This window comes from Parerythrobacter lacustris (genome assembly GCF_024626475.1).
GTDB lineage: Bacteria > Pseudomonadota > Alphaproteobacteria > Sphingomonadales > Sphingomonadaceae > Parerythrobacter_A > Parerythrobacter_A lacustris.
Genome location: NZ_JANKHH010000004.1, coordinates 22535 through 39841 on the forward strand (window position 1 = coordinate 22535; position 17307 = coordinate 39841).

20 protein-coding genes are annotated in these 17307 nt (G+C 64.8%); 12 read left to right on the top strand and 8 right to left on the bottom strand.

Going from position 1 to position 17307, the window contains the following annotated elements; all coding sequences use genetic code 11:
• Positions 1–74 precede the first annotated feature (74 nt).
• The 4 genes from NSO95_RS06650 to NSO95_RS06665 all read left to right on the top strand — a co-directional run bounded on the left by NSO95_RS06650 (position 75) and on the right by NSO95_RS06665 (position 4137).
• Positions 75–1247, top strand: coding sequence for a PA14 domain-containing protein (locus NSO95_RS06650; RefSeq protein ID WP_257595399.1), 1173 nt, complete (start codon positions 75–77; stop codon positions 1245–1247).
• 62 nt (positions 1248–1309) lie between these two features.
• Entirely contained in the window at positions 1310–2485 is a 1176-nt protein-coding gene (locus NSO95_RS06655; protein ID WP_257595400.1) for a sterol desaturase family protein, read from the top strand.
• A gap of 18 nt (positions 2486–2503) precedes the next feature.
• Positions 2504–3643 carry a serine hydrolase gene (locus NSO95_RS06660; protein ID WP_257595401.1) on the top strand — a complete coding sequence of 380 codons (1140 nt, stop codon included), beginning with the start codon at positions 2504–2506 and terminating at the stop codon, positions 3641–3643.
• Complete coding sequence (locus tag NSO95_RS06665; protein WP_257595402.1) at positions 3640–4137, top strand: CinA family protein; 498 nt, start codon at positions 3640–3642, stop codon at positions 4135–4137. Before NSO95_RS06660 ends, NSO95_RS06665 begins: the two co-directional genes overlap by 4 nt.
• A gap of 6 nt (positions 4138–4143) precedes the next feature.
• On the opposite strand, the gene NSO95_RS06670 is transcribed toward NSO95_RS06665, so the two are convergent.
• The 5 genes from NSO95_RS06670 to NSO95_RS06690 all read right to left on the bottom strand — a co-directional run bounded on the left by NSO95_RS06670 (position 4144) and on the right by NSO95_RS06690 (position 8158).
• Positions 4144–4815 carry an SDR family oxidoreductase gene (locus tag NSO95_RS06670; protein WP_257595403.1) on the bottom strand — a complete coding sequence of 224 codons (672 nt, stop codon included), beginning with the start codon at positions 4813–4815 and terminating at the stop codon, positions 4144–4146.
• 73 nt (positions 4816–4888) lie between these two features.
• Positions 4889–5554 (bottom strand): DUF2459 domain-containing protein, encoded by a 666-nt coding sequence (locus tag NSO95_RS06675; RefSeq protein WP_257595404.1) that lies wholly within the window; start codon positions 5552–5554, stop codon positions 4889–4891.
• A 91-nt stretch (positions 5555–5645) separates the two neighbouring features.
• Positions 5646–6557, bottom strand: coding sequence for a 50S ribosomal protein L11 methyltransferase (locus NSO95_RS06680; RefSeq protein ID WP_257595405.1), 912 nt, complete (start codon positions 6555–6557; stop codon positions 5646–5648).
• Positions 6547–7458, bottom strand: a complete 912-nt coding sequence (gene bla, locus NSO95_RS06685; RefSeq protein ID WP_257595406.1) for a subclass B3 metallo-beta-lactamase — start codon at positions 7456–7458, stop codon at positions 6547–6549. The genes NSO95_RS06680 and bla overlap by 11 nt, the downstream gene beginning before the upstream one ends.
• Entirely contained in the window at positions 7448–8158 is a 711-nt protein-coding gene (locus NSO95_RS06690; RefSeq protein WP_257595407.1) for an SDR family NAD(P)-dependent oxidoreductase, read from the bottom strand. The genes bla and NSO95_RS06690 overlap by 11 nt, the downstream gene beginning before the upstream one ends.
• 123 nt (positions 8159–8281) lie before the next feature.
• Between NSO95_RS06690 and sdhC the strand changes: the two genes are divergently transcribed.
• Genes sdhC through sdhA form a run of 3 tightly spaced genes read left to right on the top strand, consistent with a single transcriptional unit; the run spans position 8282 to position 10889 of the window.
• Positions 8282–8662 carry a succinate dehydrogenase, cytochrome b556 subunit gene (sdhC, locus tag NSO95_RS06695; RefSeq protein ID WP_257595408.1) on the top strand — a complete coding sequence of 127 codons (381 nt, stop codon included), beginning with the start codon at positions 8282–8284 and terminating at the stop codon, positions 8660–8662.
• A gap of 11 nt (positions 8663–8673) precedes the next feature.
• Complete coding sequence (gene sdhD / locus NSO95_RS06700; protein WP_257595409.1) at positions 8674–9063, top strand: succinate dehydrogenase, hydrophobic membrane anchor protein; 390 nt, start codon at positions 8674–8676, stop codon at positions 9061–9063.
• Complete coding sequence (gene sdhA / locus NSO95_RS06705) at positions 9063–10889, top strand: succinate dehydrogenase flavoprotein subunit (protein ID WP_257595410.1); 1827 nt, start codon at positions 9063–9065, stop codon at positions 10887–10889. Before sdhD ends, sdhA begins: the two co-directional genes overlap by 1 nt.
• Positions 10890–11675: 786 nt before the next feature.
• Here sdhA and NSO95_RS06710 read toward each other — a convergent pair.
• Together NSO95_RS06710 and NSO95_RS06715 are read right to left on the bottom strand one after the other, a co-directional pair.
• Positions 11676–11966 (bottom strand): type II toxin-antitoxin system RelE/ParE family toxin, encoded by a 291-nt coding sequence (locus tag NSO95_RS06710; protein WP_257595411.1) that lies wholly within the window; start codon positions 11964–11966, stop codon positions 11676–11678.
• Positions 11966–12217, bottom strand: coding sequence for a type II toxin-antitoxin system ParD family antitoxin (locus NSO95_RS06715; protein WP_257595412.1), 252 nt, complete (start codon positions 12215–12217; stop codon positions 11966–11968). Before NSO95_RS06715 ends, NSO95_RS06710 begins: the two co-directional genes overlap by 1 nt.
• 122 nt (positions 12218–12339) lie before the next feature.
• Between NSO95_RS06715 and NSO95_RS06720 the strand changes: the two genes are divergently transcribed.
• The 4 genes from NSO95_RS06720 (at position 12340) to NSO95_RS06735 (ending at position 15440) form a co-directional block, all read left to right on the top strand.
• A complete protein-coding gene (locus tag NSO95_RS06720; protein WP_257595413.1) occupies positions 12340–12858 on the top strand; it encodes an STM3941 family protein in 519 nt (172 codons plus the stop codon).
• 27 nt (positions 12859–12885) lie between these two features.
• Positions 12886–13356: a hypothetical protein gene (locus NSO95_RS06725; RefSeq protein ID WP_257595414.1), complete on the top strand. Its 471-nt coding sequence runs from the start codon at positions 12886–12888 to the stop codon at positions 13354–13356.
• A 114-nt stretch (positions 13357–13470) separates the two neighbouring features.
• Positions 13471–13872 (top strand): BlaI/MecI/CopY family transcriptional regulator, encoded by a 402-nt coding sequence (locus tag NSO95_RS06730; RefSeq protein ID WP_436278024.1) that lies wholly within the window; start codon positions 13471–13473, stop codon positions 13870–13872.
• A complete protein-coding gene (locus NSO95_RS06735) occupies positions 13869–15440 on the top strand; it encodes a M56 family metallopeptidase (RefSeq protein WP_257595416.1) in 1572 nt (523 codons plus the stop codon). Before NSO95_RS06730 ends, NSO95_RS06735 begins: the two co-directional genes overlap by 4 nt.
• A 112-nt stretch (positions 15441–15552) precedes the next feature.
• On the opposite strand, the gene ypfJ is transcribed toward NSO95_RS06735, so the two are convergent.
• Positions 15553–16422, bottom strand: coding sequence for a KPN_02809 family neutral zinc metallopeptidase (gene ypfJ, locus NSO95_RS06740; protein WP_257595417.1), 870 nt, complete (start codon positions 16420–16422; stop codon positions 15553–15555).
• Between the two features lie 116 nt (positions 16423–16538).
• On the opposite strand from ypfJ, the gene NSO95_RS06745 reads away from it, so the two are divergent.
• Positions 16539–17294, top strand: a complete 756-nt coding sequence (locus tag NSO95_RS06745; RefSeq protein ID WP_257595418.1) for a 3-hydroxybutyrate dehydrogenase — start codon at positions 16539–16541, stop codon at positions 17292–17294.
• The last annotated feature ends 13 nt before the right edge of the window (positions 17295–17307 follow it).

The window sequence follows — 17307 nt, forward strand, 5'->3', positions numbered from 1 at the left end:
CACCGTTAAGCACTTCTAAGAACCTGTATCCTATAGGATACGCTCCGGCGGCGGAGGCACTGGCGATGCGGTTTTTGGCAGCTATGATCTGCACGCTGTTTGCTGGCCTGCTCGCCGCTTGTTCGGACGATGCCCCGGGCGGATCGATCTTCAGCAGCTTCACTTCGCCCGACTATGTCGCGCCGCCGGTCGAGCCGCGCAGCACCTGGGCGGCCAAGGCCCTCAAGGACGGGAAAATCCCCGATCGCGGTTTCCTCGCCGCCTATTTCGACCGTTCGCAAAGCGCGCCTGTGTTCCATACCGAAGAGGTGGACAGCATCGCAGTAAAATATGCGTGGGACGAGCTGCACCAGATAAAATCGGAGAATTTCGCCGCCTACTGGATCGGCCAGATCGACATGCCCGAGGGCGGCAAGCGGACCCTTGCGGTCAGCCAGAGCTGGGCCAGGTCGCGCATTTTCATCGACGGCAAGCTGGTGTTCCCTCACGGCAGCGTGGCCGGGTTCGACAACGGCCTTGCCTCCAACCGCCGCCCGGTTGCTCCATCGGGATCGGAGGTCGCGGGCAAGAGCGGCGAATTCACCCATTACTTCGCCCCCGGCAAGCACCTGATCGAGGTGGAATTCGTCAACAACTGGCACACCACCGAATACAAGGTCACCATCGGCGAGGTGCAGGCCGCCCCGCTAAGCGACAGTGAATTGCGCAGCGCGATGGGCAAGCTCGACGGTAAAGAGATTTTCTATGTCGGCATCTACGAGAGCGACAATCGGGACACCTCGGTCGAGGTCGACCTGCCGCGCACCGGCAAGCCGGCGATCGTATGGCTCGATTCCTACGAAGGGGTCGACTGGTCGATCGATGCGCCCGATGGGGTCGAAGCGGTGGTGATCGCATCCTACTCTCCCGGTTCGCGGGTGGTCGCGCCGGAAGGCGTCAAGATTTTCCGCGCCCAATCGCGGCTCGGCATTCGGGAAGTCGGGCGGGGCGGCGGCTGCCACTGCGTCGGCGGAAATTTCCGCTGTGAACAGTCGGGCGGGATTGCCGGGTTGAGCACCGCGCTGGGACGCAGCACAGGCAAATCGCTCATCGGCCTGGCCACCGCCTACAGCACCGCAAGCATCTCCGTCCGCAGTTACGACGCTGGCGAGCGGGCGCGGGCGCAGGAGGTTGCGGCAAAGACCGAGGAAGCGCGGCGGATATGCGAAGCCAGTGGCAATCCCGATTTCGACAACATGTTCGACTAGGCCAATTGTGATGCGCCCGCCCGATGCGGTATGGCGGTGACGGGATACAGCGGGGGTTGGACGTGGCGGGTTATCTGAAAAATCTCATGCGCGATCTCGAGGCGCACACCGAAGTGCGGCGGTTCGGGAGTGGGTGGCTGTCGGGTTTCTTCGGCCTGCTGCTTGCGATCACCGCGCTGCTGATGGTCGTCGCGCTGCGCTTCCCCGAATGGTTCGCGACGCCCGAGCTCAATGTGGTGAAGGGCTGGAGCGGCTTCCGCCCGCTGCTCCACCTGATCCTGCTGGCGAGCTACGCGCTGTCGCTGCTCAGCCTGCTGCTGCGCCCGCGCAAAGTGCTGGGGGTGACCGCGCTGATGATCGGCCTCGGCGCGGCGCTGCTCGGCGGGGCGAATGTGCAGCCCGATGAAACGCGCAGCTGGGGCGTATTCTTCGGGCTCGATTTCTTCATCGTCAATCTGCTGGTCACCGGCTTCATGTTCGCCCCGCTGGAACGGCTGGTGCCGCACCGCCGCGCGCAGCGGCTGTTCCGGACCGAGTGGCGCGAGGACCTGTTCTACTTCCTCGTCAGCACGATGTTCGTGCAATTGCTGAGCTTCCTCGCGCTCGCCCCGCAGGCCTTCGTCAATGCCAACACCGGCAGCTTCGACGCTTTCCGCGCGATGATCTACGGCCTGCCATGGGTGGTGCAGTTCGCCATCGTACTGGTCGCGTCGGACATCGTGCAGTATTTCTTCCACCGCAGCTTCCATCGCTGGCCGTTTCTGTGGGGGTTCCACGCGATCCACCACAGCGCGAAGTCGATGGACTGGCTGGCCGGCTCGCGGATGCATTTCATCGAGATCATCCTGCTGCGGGCGGTGACATCGCTGCCGCTGTTCACCCTGGGCTTCGCGCCTTCGGTGATGCAGGCGTATATCGGCTTCATCTATGTCTGGTCCTCGCTGCTGCACGCCAATGTGAAGGGCGATTTCGACCGGCTCGGCCACTGGATCGCGACCCCGCGGTTCCACCATTGGCACCACGGGCTGGAGCGCGAGGCATTCGATGTCAATTTCGCGATCTTCTTCCCGTGGATCGACAAGCTGTTCGGCACCTTCCACCTGCCCGAAGGTCGCTGGCCGAAGGACTACGGGATCCCCGAGGATGTACCGCGCAGCTATGGCAAGCAGTTCCTCTACCCGTGGACCCGGACGGGCAAGAAGACCGACGATGGTGCCGGCCCGGAACCGGCGGAATAGCGGGCCGCAACGATTCAGATGACCCTGCTGCATCGGACCTTGACCCGGTTTGCCCTGTCGCTGGCCGCGCTGGGCCTCGCGGCGTGCAGCGGACTGGGGACCGGTTCGGGCGAGAGCGAATCTCCGCCCGATGCCTCGGCGGAAGAATCCCGTCCGGCGGAGCTGCTGGCGCTGGAGGACCGGCTCACCGCGATCGGATTGGGGTTCGACGGTTATCTTGGAATCGCGGTAGTCGATCTCGACAATGGCGAACTCGCCGCGCTCAACGGCGAGGAATGGTTCCCGCAGCAAAGCGTCAGCAAGCTGTGGGTTGCAATTGCCGCGCTGGACGAGGCGGATGCGGGCGAATTGGACCTCGGCGAGACTGCGACGGTCAGTTTCGAGGACTTGACGCTGTTCTACCAGCCGGTGCGCAAGCTGGTGCTCGCCAACGGCTCGTTCGCTGCGAGCTATGAGGAATTCATCCGCCGCGCGCTGACCGAAAGCGACAACACCGCCAACGACATGGTGCTGCGGCGGGTCGGCGGCCCCGATGCGGTGCGCGACATGCTGGCGGCTAAGGAACTGCCGGGCATCCGCTTCGGCCCCGGCGAACGCGCGATGCAAAGCAGTATCGCGGCGATGGAATGGCGCCAGCTCTACGCGCTGGAAGAGAACTTCTTCAAGGCGCGCAAGCTGGTTCCGGTGGCCGCCCGGCGCGAGGCGTTCGACGCCTATGTCACCGACCCGGTCGACGGGGCGCAGCCCGCTGCGATCGCCCGCGCGCTGGCACGGCTCGCACAAGGGAAACTGCTCGGCCCCGAAGCGAGTGCGCGGATGCTCGGCTGGCTGGGCGAGGTGAAGAGCGGACCGAACCGGCTCAAGGGCGGGTTGCCGGAGGGCTGGGGCATCGCGCACAAGACCGGCACGGGGCAGGTGCTCGACATCGTCCCGCCCGGTGTGATCGGCGAGCAGGCGGGCTACAACGATGTCGGCATCCTGACTGCGCCTGACGGGCGGCGCTACGCCGTGGCGGTGATGATCGGGCGGACCAAACGCCCGGTGCCCGAACGGATGGACCTGATGCACGCCGTGGTCGCGGCAGTCGCCGACTACCACTATGCCGTGACCGGGCAGCCTCGACCCCAAGTGCCGCCGCCGCAAGAGATGATCCCGTGATTGCAGAACTGCACCCGCAGGCGATGCGGATTGCCGGTCTGCTCCGCGCACGGGGCGAGACAATCGCGGTGGCAGACGGGGCGACCGGTGGGCTGATCGCGACATCGCTGCTGACCGTGCCCGGCGCGCTCGACTTCTTCGTCGGGGGAGGGGTGGTCTATTCCTTCCGCGCGCGCGACGTGCTGTTCGCCCTGCCGCGCGAGGCCTATGCCGGAATGCGCGGCGCGAGCGAGGATTATGCGCTGCTCCAGGCCCGCGCCATCCGCGACAATTTCGGTGCCGACTGGGGCATCGCCGAGAGCGGTTCGGTCGGCGGAGCGAGCCATCCCACGGGCGCACCGGCAGGACGCAGCGTCTGCGCGGTGGTCGGGCCGATATGCGAGTTCACCCAAGTCACCGAGACCGGCAGCGCCGACCGGATCGCCAATATGGAAGCTTTCACCAGAGCGGCGCTGGCGCATCTCGAGACGGTGCTGTCCTGCCAGCGAGACTGAGCCAGATCAGTCGTTCGGCATCAGATGAATTTCGCGGATCGCCGAGGTTTCGCGCTGACCCAGCGCAAACACCACCGCATCGGCGATGTCTTCCGGCTGGAGCTTGCCCGGCTTCGGTTCTTCGAAGAAGGGCGTATCGACCATACCCGGCGAAATGACCGTGCAGCGGCCGTTCCATTCGCGCATTTCCTCCGCCAGATTTCCGGCAAAGCCATGGACGAACCACTTTGTCGCGCCGTAGACCGATCCCTTGAGATGATCCCGCCCGGCCTTCGATCCGGTGACGATGAAATGGCCCTTGGTCTTCCGCAGCTCGGGCAGTGCAGCGTGTGCGGTGTAGAGGACGGCCATGATGTTGAGATGGATCATTGTGTGCCATTCGTCCGGGTCGCCCTGTTCGACGCCGGCCTTGCTCGTCCCGGTGCCGGCATTGGCGAACACCGCGTCGAGCGCGCCGAATGTTTCGACCGTTGTACCGACTGCCGCCTCGACAGCTGCGCGGTCGGTCACATCGCATTCTATCGCCAACGCCCGGTCGCCGATCTCTTCTGCGATTTCGTCGAGCTTGTCTTTCGACCGCGCGAGCAGTGAAACATTCCAAGCCGCCTTTGCCGCCGCCCGTGCGGTCGCCGCGCCGATGCCGCTAGAAGCGCCGGTGATGAAAAGTGTCTTTGTCATGGGATGCCTAGCCTATTGGTGCTTGATTGAGGGGAAGTGTCATGTCCCCAATCGACCGGCTGGCGCATCGTTCCTATCCGGCCGACACCCACTTCATCACCCCGCCGGGGAAGGGGGTCCACCAGCCGGTTTTCACCCCCGCCAGCGCCAGCATGTCGCTGGTCCACTGGTTGCAGGTGTTACCGAGGTGGTAGGTGCCGGGGGCGTCGTAGAACACGTCGTAGGTTGAATAGCCCTCATATTTCTTGCGCTGCTGGGCCGGTAGCACCTGGCCTTCGATAGCTGCCACCAGCTTTGCGTATTCGGCCTCGCTGATCGTCAGCTCACGGTGATCGGGCGAAGGTGCAGGGCGGATGTAATGCGCGACATGCAGCAACCCGTCCCCACCGGTCGCGGCATTGAGCACTGTGGGCAGCGACAGGTCCGCCCAGGTCGGGGTGTTGAGGAACACCTCGCGCTCGCCCCAGCTGACCGAGACATGGGTATAGGCGAGGCCCGGTGCGGCAAGGTCGGTGGCGGGGAAATCCGTGCGCCAGTCCTTGGTCTCGGTAACCAGCGGCATGACGATGGCGGTGTGGATGCCATTGGTTTCGACCATGATGGTGACGCCGTCGCCGGGCTCTTCCCATCCGCCATTGCGCGGGATCGCGCTGCCGATCCATGCGGTGAGGAAGAACAGCCCGACGAGCAGCGCGAGCCACGCCAGCGCCTTGCCGGCAATCCTCCTTATCCTCGTCATTGCGAGGAGCAGAATGCGACGCGGCAATCCAGGGGCTGTGCCCTACCGCCCTGGATTGCTTCGCTAAGCTCGCAATGACGGGCATGGTGTGTCATCGGGCGGAGCGGCGGCGGAGCCAAAGGATCGACCAGTCACCCCTGACCAGCCGTGCGGCAAGGCGGAAGCCCGCGCGGCGATAGGCGCTGCGCACCTTGGGTTCTTGCGTCTCCAGCAAGCCTGCCAGTAGCAGCGAGCCTCCGGGCGGAACGGCCTTGCCGAAGTCGGGCGCAAGTTCGACCAGCGGACCGGCGAGGATGTTGGCGATCAGCAGGTCGTAAGGCCCGCGTGCCTGCAGCAACGGGTCCATCATCCCGTCGGCCACCACCATTGTCACTTCGCCCGCGCCCGGACCGAGGGAGAAGCCGTTCGTCCGCGCGTTGAAGTCGACCACCTCGACGCAGACCGCATCGATGTCGCTCGCAGTCGCCCTTGCATGGGGCCACAGGTCGAGCGCGGCGAAGGCGAGCAGCCCGGTGCCGGTCCCGATATCGGCCAGATTGCGCACCACCACACCGCTCCGCCTCATCGCGGTGAGCATATGCAGGCAGCCCGCGGTTGTAGCGTGCTGGCCGGTCCCGAAGGCCTGGCTCGCGGGGATCGACAGGCTGCGGACCGCCGGATCTGGATCGGGCGGATAGTCGGGCGTGTGGACATGGAACCTGCCTGCCCGGATCGGTTCGGCCCCTTGCTGGCTGAGCGTAACCCAGTCCTCGTCGGGCAGTTTCTCGACTTCGAGTGCAGGCACGCTGCCGCCGAACAGCGCGGCGACCGCCGCCTTGTCCTTGCGGGTCGGGCGGCGCGGGTACCAGGCTTCGAGCACCCAGTCGTCGGGCCGGTCGTCGGCCTCCTCGCGGCCCGAGAGGATGACCTCCGGGTCCCAGTCCCACGCATCCTCATGCGCCATCAGCGCATCCTGGATGACGGGCTTGGGCGCGCGGGCGGCGATCTTCCAGCTATCCGCCATTGGCGGCCTTGGCTTCTTGCGCGAGCCGGTCGTCGAGCCGCTTGCCGACCTTGTCCGCATAGGCGCGGCAGGCGCCGGGATCGATCCACGGCGCGTCGCCCTTCAGCCGCGTGCGCATGTCGCTGGCCGAGGGGTGGGGCGTGACCAGCAGGTCGCAATCGAGCCCGGCCAGCCGCGCGATCCCGCCGCGGAACATGGCTACATAGTCGGGATGGTCGGTAAAGCGGTAGTCGTCGGCGCTGACCGGCGAGAGGCTGTCGCCATAAACGATTGTTATGCAACCGGCTTCATCGCAGCTTTCCCAGCTCCAGCTCATCGCGCCGATCGTGTGGCCGGGGGTGGCGATGCCGGTGATCGCAACGCCGGCGAGCGTGCCGGTTTCGCCGTCCTTGACCGAGCGGACCTCGCCGATGACCGGCTCCATCGGATCGTGCAGCCCGTGCTGCGGATCGCGCGGGTCGTCGCGGCCGGACCGGATCACCGGCGACGCGCCCCATCCGGCGAAGACCGGGGCGCCGCTCAGCTTCTGCAGCCGCGCCATTCCCCCGACGTGGTCATAGTGCTCGTGGCTTACCAGCAGCGCCTTTACATCGCTCATGGCGAAGCCGAGCCGCGCGATATTGGCTTCGACCGCTTCGGAACCCCGCTGCGTGCCGGTGTCGATCAGGACCAGCCCTTCGTCGCCGACGATCAGCACCGCGCTGATGCCACAGGTCCCGACCTGGTAGGTCTGCCCATGGATGCGATAGGGCGGGGCGGGCTTGTCCCATTCGTCCCAGTCATTGCAGGCCGCGACCCAGTCGGCGCGGCTCGATTCCGGCGTGAGCGGCGCTGCCTCGCCAGCATGCGCGCAGGCGGCGAGCGCCCAGGCCGATAGCGCAACCAGATATCTAGCGGACATAGCTCGCTCCATTGGCGTCGATGGTGGTGCCGGTCATGCTGTCTGGCGCGTCGAGCGCGCAATAGACCGCGATATTGGCGATTTCTTCCGGCTCCGCCACCCGGCCGAGCGGGATGTCCGCCAGCAGGCCCGGCCCGCCTCGGCTGGAGAGATAGTCGCCCGCCATCGCGGTGTCGGTGAAGCCCGGCGTGATCGCGAAGCTGGTGATTCCGTGCGCCGCATATTGCCGTGCGATGGTCTTGTGCATTGCCAGCATCCCGCCCTTGGCGGCGGCGTAGTGCCAGTGTGCCGGCGAGTCGCCGCGATGACCTGCGCGGCTGGCGATATGGACGATCCGGCCCGGCACCCCGCGTTCGAGCCAGTGCAGCACCGCGAATCGGGAGAGCTGCGCGGCGGCAGTCAGGTTGATCCGCAGCGTATCCTCCCACGCGTCGAGCCATTCGATATCAGAACGGTCGAGCGCATTGGCCTCGAACAAACCGGCGTTGTTGACCAGCACGCCGATTTCGCCGCCCGCGCGGTCGAGCGCTTCCTGCCACAGCATCGCCGGCGCTGCCGGGTCGGCGAGGTTCGCGCCAACCGTCTGTTCGTCATGCGCGATCGAGCCGTGACCTATGATCGGGACATTGCGTGTTTCGAGCTGTTCGCGGATCGCCGCGCCGATGCCCCGGCTCGAGCCGGTAAGGAGGATGCCTGCCATGCAAACCCTATCCTGAAATTTGCAAGCGATGTCGAGTGCGACGGCGGTGTTTGACGGGTTGTTTCGGCCGCCCGTTGCGCCTAGGGATTGTCGCCAATCAGGGGACATCACCGGACACAGCCTATGAGCAACCGACCGCTTTCGCCGCACCTTTCGATCTGGAAATGGGGGCCGCACATGCTGGTCTCGATCCTGCACCGCGTCAGCGGCGACGGGATGGCGCTGGTCGGGCTGTTCGTCCTGCTGTGGTGGCTCGGCGCGCTGGCGAGCGGACCGGTCTATTACGGGCACTTCTCCGAATGGATGACCTCGCCGCTCGGCTATGTCGTGCTGGTGGGCCTCAGCTGGGCGTTCTTCAACCACATGATGAGCGGGCTGCGCCACTTCGTGATGGATATCGGCGCGGGCTACGAGCTCGACACCAACAAGTTCTGGTCGATCGCATCGCCGCTGATCGCCATCGTCCTCACCGCCGGCTTCTGGGCCGCTATCTTGTATCTCTGAGGGGCTCGACCATGGGTAACGGAACTTCTCTCGGGAAAGTGCGCGGGCTCGGCTCGTCGCACCACGGGGCGCATCACTGGCTGGTCCAGCGCTTCACCGCGGTCGGCAATCTGGTGCTGATGCTGTGGCTGCTTGGCAGCTTCATCCTGCTGCCCGACCTGTCCTACGCGACCGTGGCGGGCTATCTCGCCAAGCCGGTTCCGGCGGTGGCGATGATGCTGTTGATCGTGAGCCTGTTCTGGCACGCGCGGCTGGGCCTGCAGGTGGTGATCGAGGACTATGTCCACGAAACCGGCACCCGGTTCGGCGTGATCGCGCTGCTCAATCTTGCAACCATCGGCGGCGGGGCCTTCGGCATCTTCTGCGTCGCCCGTCTCGCGCTCGCCGGAGGAGCCGCATAATGGTCGACACCTCAGCCTACAAGATCATCGACCACACCTATGACGTGGTGGTCGTCGGAGCGGGCGGCTCGGGCCTGCGCGCCACCATGGGCGCGGCCGAAGCGGGCCTGCGTACTGCCAATATCTCCAAGGTCTTTCCGACCCGCAGCCATACCGTGGCGGCGCAGGGCGGGATCGCCGCCTCGCTGGGCAACAACAGCCCCGATCACTGGACGTGGCACATGTACGACACTGTCAAGGGGTCGGACTGGCTGGGCGACCAGGACGCGATCGAATATCTCGCGCGCGAGGCCCCTGCCGCGGTCTACGAGCTGGAGCACGCCGGTGTACCGTTCAGCCGGAACGAAGATGGCACGATTTACCAGCGTCCGTTTGGCGGCCACATGCAGAACATGGGCGAGGGCCCGCCGGTCCAGCGCACCTGCGCTGCAGCCGACCGCACCGGCCACGCCATGCTTCACGCGCTCTACCAGCAGAGCCTGAAGTACGACGCGGACTTCTTCATCGAATATTTCGCGCTCGACCTGATCATGCACAATGGCAAATGCGTCGGCGTGATGGCGATGTGCCTCGACGATGGCACGATCCATCGGTTCCGTTCGCAAAGCGTGGTGCTGGCGACCGGCGGCTACGGCCGCTGCTACTTCACCGCCACCAGCGCCCACACCTGCACCGGCGACGGCGGCGGCATGGTGCTGCGCGCTGGGCTGCCGCTCCAGGACATGGAGTTCGTCCAGTTCCACCCGACGGGCATCTACGGCGCGGGCGTGCTGATCACCGAAGGCGCGCGGGGCGAGGGCGGTTACCTGACCAACTCCGAGGGCGAGCGGTTTATGGAACGCTACGCGCCCTCCGCGAAGGATCTTGCATCGCGCGACGTCGTGTCACGCTCGATGGCGCTGGAAATGCGCGAGGGGCGCGGCGTGGGGCCGGAAGGCGACCACATCTACCTCCACCTCGACCATATCGAAGCCAAGGTGCTGGCCGAGCGGCTGCCGGGCATCACCGAAAGCGGCAAGATCTTTGCAGGCGTCGACCTGACCCGCCAGCCGCTGCCAGTGACCCCGACGGTGCATTACAACATGGGCGGGGTGCCGTGTAACTATCACGGCCAGGTCGTGACCGTGGGACCGGATGGCAACCCCGACACGGTGGTCGAAGGGCTCTATGCAGTGGGCGAGGCGGCCTGCGTCTCGGTCCATGGCGCGAACCGGCTCGGCTCCAACTCGCTGATCGACCTCGTGGTGTTCGGCCGCGCGACCGGCCTGCATCTCAAGGAAAACCTCAAGGGCGGTGCGGCGCAGCCCGAATTGCCCAAGGACAGCGCCGATCTCGCGCTCACCCGGCTCGACCATTTCCGCCACGCCGACGGCGGCTCGCCGACCGCGGAAATCCGCAGCGAGATGCAGAAGAACATGCAGAAGCACGCCGCCGTGTTCCGCGACAGCAAGCTGCTGGGCGAGGGGGTCGAACTGCTAAAGTCGGTCAACAAGCGGATGGAGGACATCAAGGTGTTCGACCGCTCGCTGATCTGGAACAGCGACCTGATCGAGACGCTCGAACTCGACAATCTGATCGCACAGGCCAACGTAACCATCGCCAGCGCGGAAAACCGCAAGGAAAGCCGCGGCGCCCACGCGCACGAGGACTACCCCGACCGCGACGACAAGAATTGGATGAAGCACACCGTCGCGTGGTTCGACGGGTGGGGCGGAGGTGCTCGTGGTTCCGGTGGCGGCGACGTGAAAATCGACTACCGCCCGGTCCACGAATACACGCTGACCGACGATATCGAGTACATCAAGCCGAAGAAGCGGGTGTATTGAGTGTAAAAGACGGAACTTGGGAAACGCATGCTTATCGCGTCGAGGTCACGCCGTGGCTTCAGATGTCCCATCTCGAGGAAATACTCCTCGCAAGAGGTGCCTATATCGCAGCGGTTGGAGTACTAGAAACGGGACTGACAGAGACCGCTATCAGGCTGTCTCGGCATGATGAGTATCATGCACTTCGGCCGCACTTTCCCAAACGCCGCAATCAGCGCCTGCGTTTTCTCTTGGATGCCAGTCAGACAACAGGCCCTTTGGGTGACTGGTCGCCATTATTGGCAAGCTTTGTCAGGCGACTAGAAGCATACTCTCCCATGCGAGACTTACTTGCTCACGGATCCCAAACCGCGCTCTCGGGTCATACATTTGCGCAAACGCAGGCGAGGTTCAAGGATTACTATGCGTCGCCGGGAGGGGCCGAATTCCGCATAAAGCCCATGCCGCTTTCGATGCTCGAGATGCATGCCTCGAAAGCTTGTCGCACAGCTCGGGTATGGTCGCGCTTGTACCCACGATTGGATGAACGAATCGTGCCGTTAGACTGACCATATGGAATTTTGGTACCTTCCTTCGCCTGTGACGTCTGGATGATTTTCTACCTCACGCCGCCCTGCTACCAATCAGACGTTCTTTCTCATCGTCATCCCCGCCTTAGCGCATGCACGCAACCACAGGCAGCTTTGTCACCTCGGCCCGCTGCCGCACAGCGTGAAGTTTGTGTATACTTGTAAGATCTGCGGGCGGGTTCTCCGGCATTGCAGATGGTGTTCCGACACCGAATCGCTACGTCAGTGCATCTTCCACATCCATCCGGCTATGCAACACGCGGACAACTTCCACAGTCATTTCGCTGATAATGTAGAAGATCAGATGCTCTCCGCTCCGCGCTTTGCGGAATTTGCCATGAGAACAATCGTAATTGGGATAGCTTTCGGGAAAATCGCAGATGCGGCTCAAACGATCCTCTATTGCGCGAACATAATCATCGGCCTGATCGACACCCCATCGGTTCGCGGTGCTCAACCAGATGTCCGCCAGGTCGAGCTTGGCGGCGTCACGCAGGAAAAAGCGCATCAATCCGCTTTGTAGTTGGCGCGCATCTCGCGAAGGAAATCGTCGAAGTCGAACTCCCGCGCCGGGCCACTGTCGAGCCCTTCCTTAAGCGCCCCGTCCAATGCCTCGCGCTTGGCGTCCTGTGCGATATATTGCCGCATCGCTTCGCGGACGACTTCGCTGGTCGAGCCGAATTCGCCGGACTCGACCTTCCGCCTGGCGAATTCGGTGAAGGGCGCGCCCAAGGCGATCGAGGTGTTTTTGGCTGCCATGCCCGCAGCAATACCAAATTTTGGTAACGTCGACAATTCCGCGGCGAGCCAATCGAATCCGGAATGGACCTGCCGATTGGCCGTGCTATCTGCCGGACAAACCTCTCCGCGCAGGAAGCCGCATGAGCCAGCCGTTCGAAGCCCGCTACTCGCCCGCCCGGTCGATCCTGTTCGCCTTGCTCTCGGCAGGGTTTGTGGTCGCCGGGCTTTGGATGATCGGCGTGTTCGGCGCGGTGGAGGGCGGCCGCCTGCCCGAGTGGGCGGTGCCGATAGCCGGTTGGGCCGCCATCGTCTTCTTCGGCGGGTTCATGGTGCTGCACGCGATCAAAGCCGTGACTGGCGGCGTGGCGGTGCGGATCGATGCGCGTGGGATGCTGCTGCGCGACTATTCGGACCAGCTTATCCCGTGGGACGATGTCACCGCGCTCAGCACCCAGAACATGATGGGCACCCATATGCTGATGTTCGAGGTCGTACCTGCGCGTGAGGATACCTTCGGCGCGTTCCGTCGGCTGTCGATCCCGCTCAACCGCTCGATGAACGGATATGGCTGCGCGCTCGTCGTCAACAACACCGACCGCAGCCATGCCGAACTGCTCGAGGCGGTGGCCGATTTCGCACCGCCGCGGCTGCTGGGATAACGCGGCGGGGTGCCAGGGAGGGAGACTATGCGAAGAGTTCTCGGCGGATTGGTCCTGTCGCTGGCACTGGTCGGCACGCCAGCTGGCGCTTGCGAGGAAGACATCGGGCTCGAGGCGATCCACGCCTACCTCGTTTATGCCTATAGCGGCACACTGTCGGACGATCTCCTGGCGCGGGCGGACCGGTTCGACGGGTGGAACACCCCGATCGGCGGCGGCGATGCAGCAGAGGCGGCGGACGATGTGCTGGTCATCGTCTCGGTCGCCTCGACCGGGCAGGTCTTCGTCGACGACCGGCTCGAGATCTGGGCGGTCGAGGACGAAGGCGGCGAGGAACTCGCGCGGCGGAGCTTCAGCAGCCTGCTGACCTCGGAAGACGGGCAGGGCGCCGCCGCGCTCTATCTGCCCGACAGCACCTGCGAGGGAAGCGTCACGATCCACGCCAGTTTCCGCGGCGAGGAGAAGACCGCCAACCTCCAGCTGCATTGCGGCGAATAGCGCGCGACACGCACAATGGTCCGCCGCTGAACATAGTTCGTCGAGGCTGAACACCCGTTCATACCGGCTTCATGTTTACAGACGTAGTCGCTCTGGCTACAGATGTAGTCGGACATGAGGAACGTCAGCGTGACAGCGAGCGACAATCCACCCGAACGTATCAGCGATGCCGAGCATGCGGTGATGGAAGTGCTTTGGGATCGCAGCCCGCTCACTGCCGTCGAGGTATGCGAGGCGGTGTGCGCCCAGCGCGACTGGTCGATGCCGACGGTCAAGACGCTGCTCAGCCGGCTGGTCGCCAAGAATGCCGTCGCTACCGAGCCCGACGGTCGCAGGTTTCTCTACTCGCCGCTGCTCGAGAAGGCCGACTATATCGGCACGGAGTCGCGCCGTCTGGTCGACCGGTTGTTCGGCGGCCGCGCCGCACCGCTGTTTGCGCATCTCGCCGAGCACGAGGCGCTGACCGAGAAGGATATCGACGAGATCGAAGCGCTGCTGCGGGAGCTGCGCAAGTGAGCGCGGTGTGGGGCGAGGGCGCGGAGCAATTCGTGCTCGAGACGCTCGGCTGGACCGGGCTGCTGATCGCGCTGGTGCTCTTGTTGCGACGCCCGGTCAGCCGCTGGTTGGGTCCGCAGGCGGCCTACGCGCTGTGGCTGCTGCCGACGCTGCGGCTGGTCATGCCGCCACTGACCCTGCCGGGCTGGATGGCTCCCGTCGAGCCGGTCGCACCAACGGTAACATCGACCTACTACATATTGACTGGCGAAGCCTCGGCACCCGCCGTCGCGGCTCCACCATTGGCCGAACCGACCGACTGGCTTGCGATCGCAATGCTTGTCTGGGCGCTTGGCACCGCAGCCTTCCTCGTTCGCCGCTTCCAGCAATACTTCGCCATGCGCCGTGAGTTGCTCGCCGAAGCGCGTCCGGTGGGTGAGGCGGGCAAGGTGCGGCTGGTCGAGACGCCCGCAACCAACGCGCCGATCGCGTTCGGTGTGCGCGACAAGGTGATCGCGCTGCCGATCGGGTTCATGGCGCTGACCGAACGCGGCGCGCGCGATCTGGCGCTCGAGCACGAGCTGGCGCACCATCGCGGGCATGACCTGCTGGCCAATTTCATGGTCCAGCCGCTGTTCGCGATGCACTGGTTCAACCCGCTGGGGTGGGTGGGCTGGAAGGCGCTGCGGCGCGACCAGGAAGCCGCGTGCGATGCCCGGGTAATCGCTCGCTATGGGACTGAACACCGGGGAGCCTACGCTTCCGTCATCGCCGGTTTCGCGACCGGTCCGCACGTCGCACTAGCAGCGTCAATGGCGTGCCCGGTGCTGGGCGACAAATCGATAATCCACCGTCTCAGGAGTTTGACGATGTCCGATATTTCTCCCCGCCGCCGCAACGCCGGCCGTGCCCTGATGGCTGCCGGCCTGCTCGCGCTGCCGCTGACCGCCTCGATCAGCTACGCCAATGCGCCGGGGGCACCCGTTGCTCCGGTGGCACCGATTGCGCCTGTCGCCGGTATTGCACCGCCAGCCCCGCCGGCGCCGCCGCTGCCGTTCCTGTTCCAGTCCGCGCCTGACGACGTCGAAGTCGAGGTCGAGACGACCGAAGACGGGAAACGCGAAGTCCATGTCATTCGTAAGGTCGAACGGACCGGTGAAGAGGGTGAGGAGCAAGAGATCCATCGCGAGCGCCGGGTGGTGTTCCTGGGCGAAGGCGAAAAGCTCTCGCAAGAGGAACGTGACAAGATCCTCGCCGAGGTGCGTTCCGAGCTCGATCGGGCCGACGCCGAGATCGAGGGCGCTCGTCGGGAAATGCGTACCGCCATCATCGAGATGGAGAACGCCAGGCACGGCATGACCAAGGTCAGCATCCAGTGCCGCGGGGGCGACAAGGGCGCCGAATGGCGCGCCAGCGACAGCGAGACTGTTACCCGCCTGTGCACCAGCGAGGTGATGGCCAGCGCGATCGATGGGCTGAAGCAGGCCCGCGCCGAGATCGCGAAGAGCACCGAGATGGACTCGCAAATCCGCGCCGAAATTCTCAAGGCGCTCGACGAAAAGATCGCCAACTGGAAGAGCCGGGACTGATCGCCTGTCCCCAGGGGCGAAAGTTCGGTGAAGAGGGTGGGGAGGGTGATGCCCTTTCCACCCTCCGCATCGCTTGCTCAGCGCGCCTGGCGAGTGTCGGCCCGGGCCAACCTCACCGCATCTGCACGTAGCGGTCGCACACCGAATCATCGCGCGCGTTGAGACCCAATTGCAGCGCTTCCATCCGTTGCTCGCTGGTGCCGTGGGTAAAGCCTTCCGGATTGATGCGCTGCCCTGCGCTGCGCTGGAGCGCGTCGTCACCGATCGCGCTGGCGGCGCGCATGCCTTCCTCGAGGTCGCCTGGCTCGATCAGGTTGCGGTTCTTGCCCGCCCAGACCCCGGCATAGCAATCGGCCTGCAGTTCCATCCGCACCTGCAACTGGTTGGCGGCGCGCGGGTTCTGGCTTTGTGCACTGCGGATCGCAGCGGCGACCCCGGTCAGCTTCTGGATGTGATGGCCATATTCGTGAGCAACGACATAGTAGCGCGCGAAATCGCCGCCTCTGCCCGCCATCCGGCCGAGCTGGTCGTAGAAACCGGTGTCGATGTAGATCGTCTGGTCACCGGGGCAGTAAAACGGCCCCATGCCGACCGATCCGTTTCCGCAGCCGGTGCTGAAATTGTTCGATGCGGGAAACCGCAGGATGGGATCCTCGAACGGAACGCCCGCTTGCCGGAACACCGGCTCCCACGTCTGATTGAGCGAAGCGAGTGCGTTGCAGGTCTCGAGCGCATAGGAATTTGAGTTGCACAGCGTTTCGGCATCCTGCGCGCCGTCCTGCTGCTGCGTTTGTGGCGCAGTCCCCTGATCCATGCCGCCGAGCATCTGTGCCGGGTCGACCCCGAACACCAGCGCCGCAATCAGCACGATCACGATCGTCCCGCAACCGGCCTTGCCGCCCCCGCCACCGGGAAAGCCGCCGCCTCCCCCGCTGGTGGTACCGACGCGAATATTGCGTGGATCGAAACGGTTAAGCCGCATGCTGCCTCTCCAGTTGTAGCGCCCCGGCAGAATCGCTGGACAGGCGGCACGATGCCCGCAAAAACGCGGTTTCGCAAAGCCCCGATCCCTTTCTGCCCCAATTTCAGGAGTTCACCATGTTCCTTTCCGGCAAGCGCGCCCTCGTCACCGGCTCGACCTCGGGCATCGGGCTCGCGATCGCGCGGGCGCTGGCGGCCGAAGGCGCACAGGTGGTGCTCAACGGTTTCGGCGATGCGGACGAGATCGCCCGCCTGTGCGAGGAGCTCTCCGCAGTCCACGTCGGGGCCGACCTGATGACCCAGGGTGGCTGCGAGGCATTGATGGCCGGTGCCGGTCCGGTCGATATCCTCGTCAACAACGCCGGGATGCAGCACGTCTCCCCGGTCGAGGAATTCCCGGTCGATAAGTGGAACGCGATCATCGCGCTCAATTTGACCGCCGCGTTCCACACCACCCGGCTCGCGGTACCGCATATGAAGGCGCAGGGCTGGGGCCGGATCATCAACACTGCAAGCGCGCATTCGAAGACTGCTTCGCCGTTCAAGATTGCCTACAATGCCAGCAAGCACGGGATCGACGGTTTCACCAAGACCATCGCGCTCGAGCTGGCGCAGACCGGGGTGACCGCCAACTGCATCAGCCCCGGTTATGTCTGGACCCCGCTGATCGAAGGCCAGATCCCCGATACGATGAAGGCGCGCGGGCTGAGCCGCGAGCAGGTGATCAACGATGTCCTGCTCGCCAAGCAGCCGACCAAGAAGTTCGTCCAGGTCGGGGAGGTCGGCGCACTCGCCGCCTTCCTGTGCCGCGAGGAAGCGGGCAATGTTACCGGCGCCAATTGGAGTATCGACGGCGGCTGGACTGCCGAGTAAGTCAGCCCAAGAG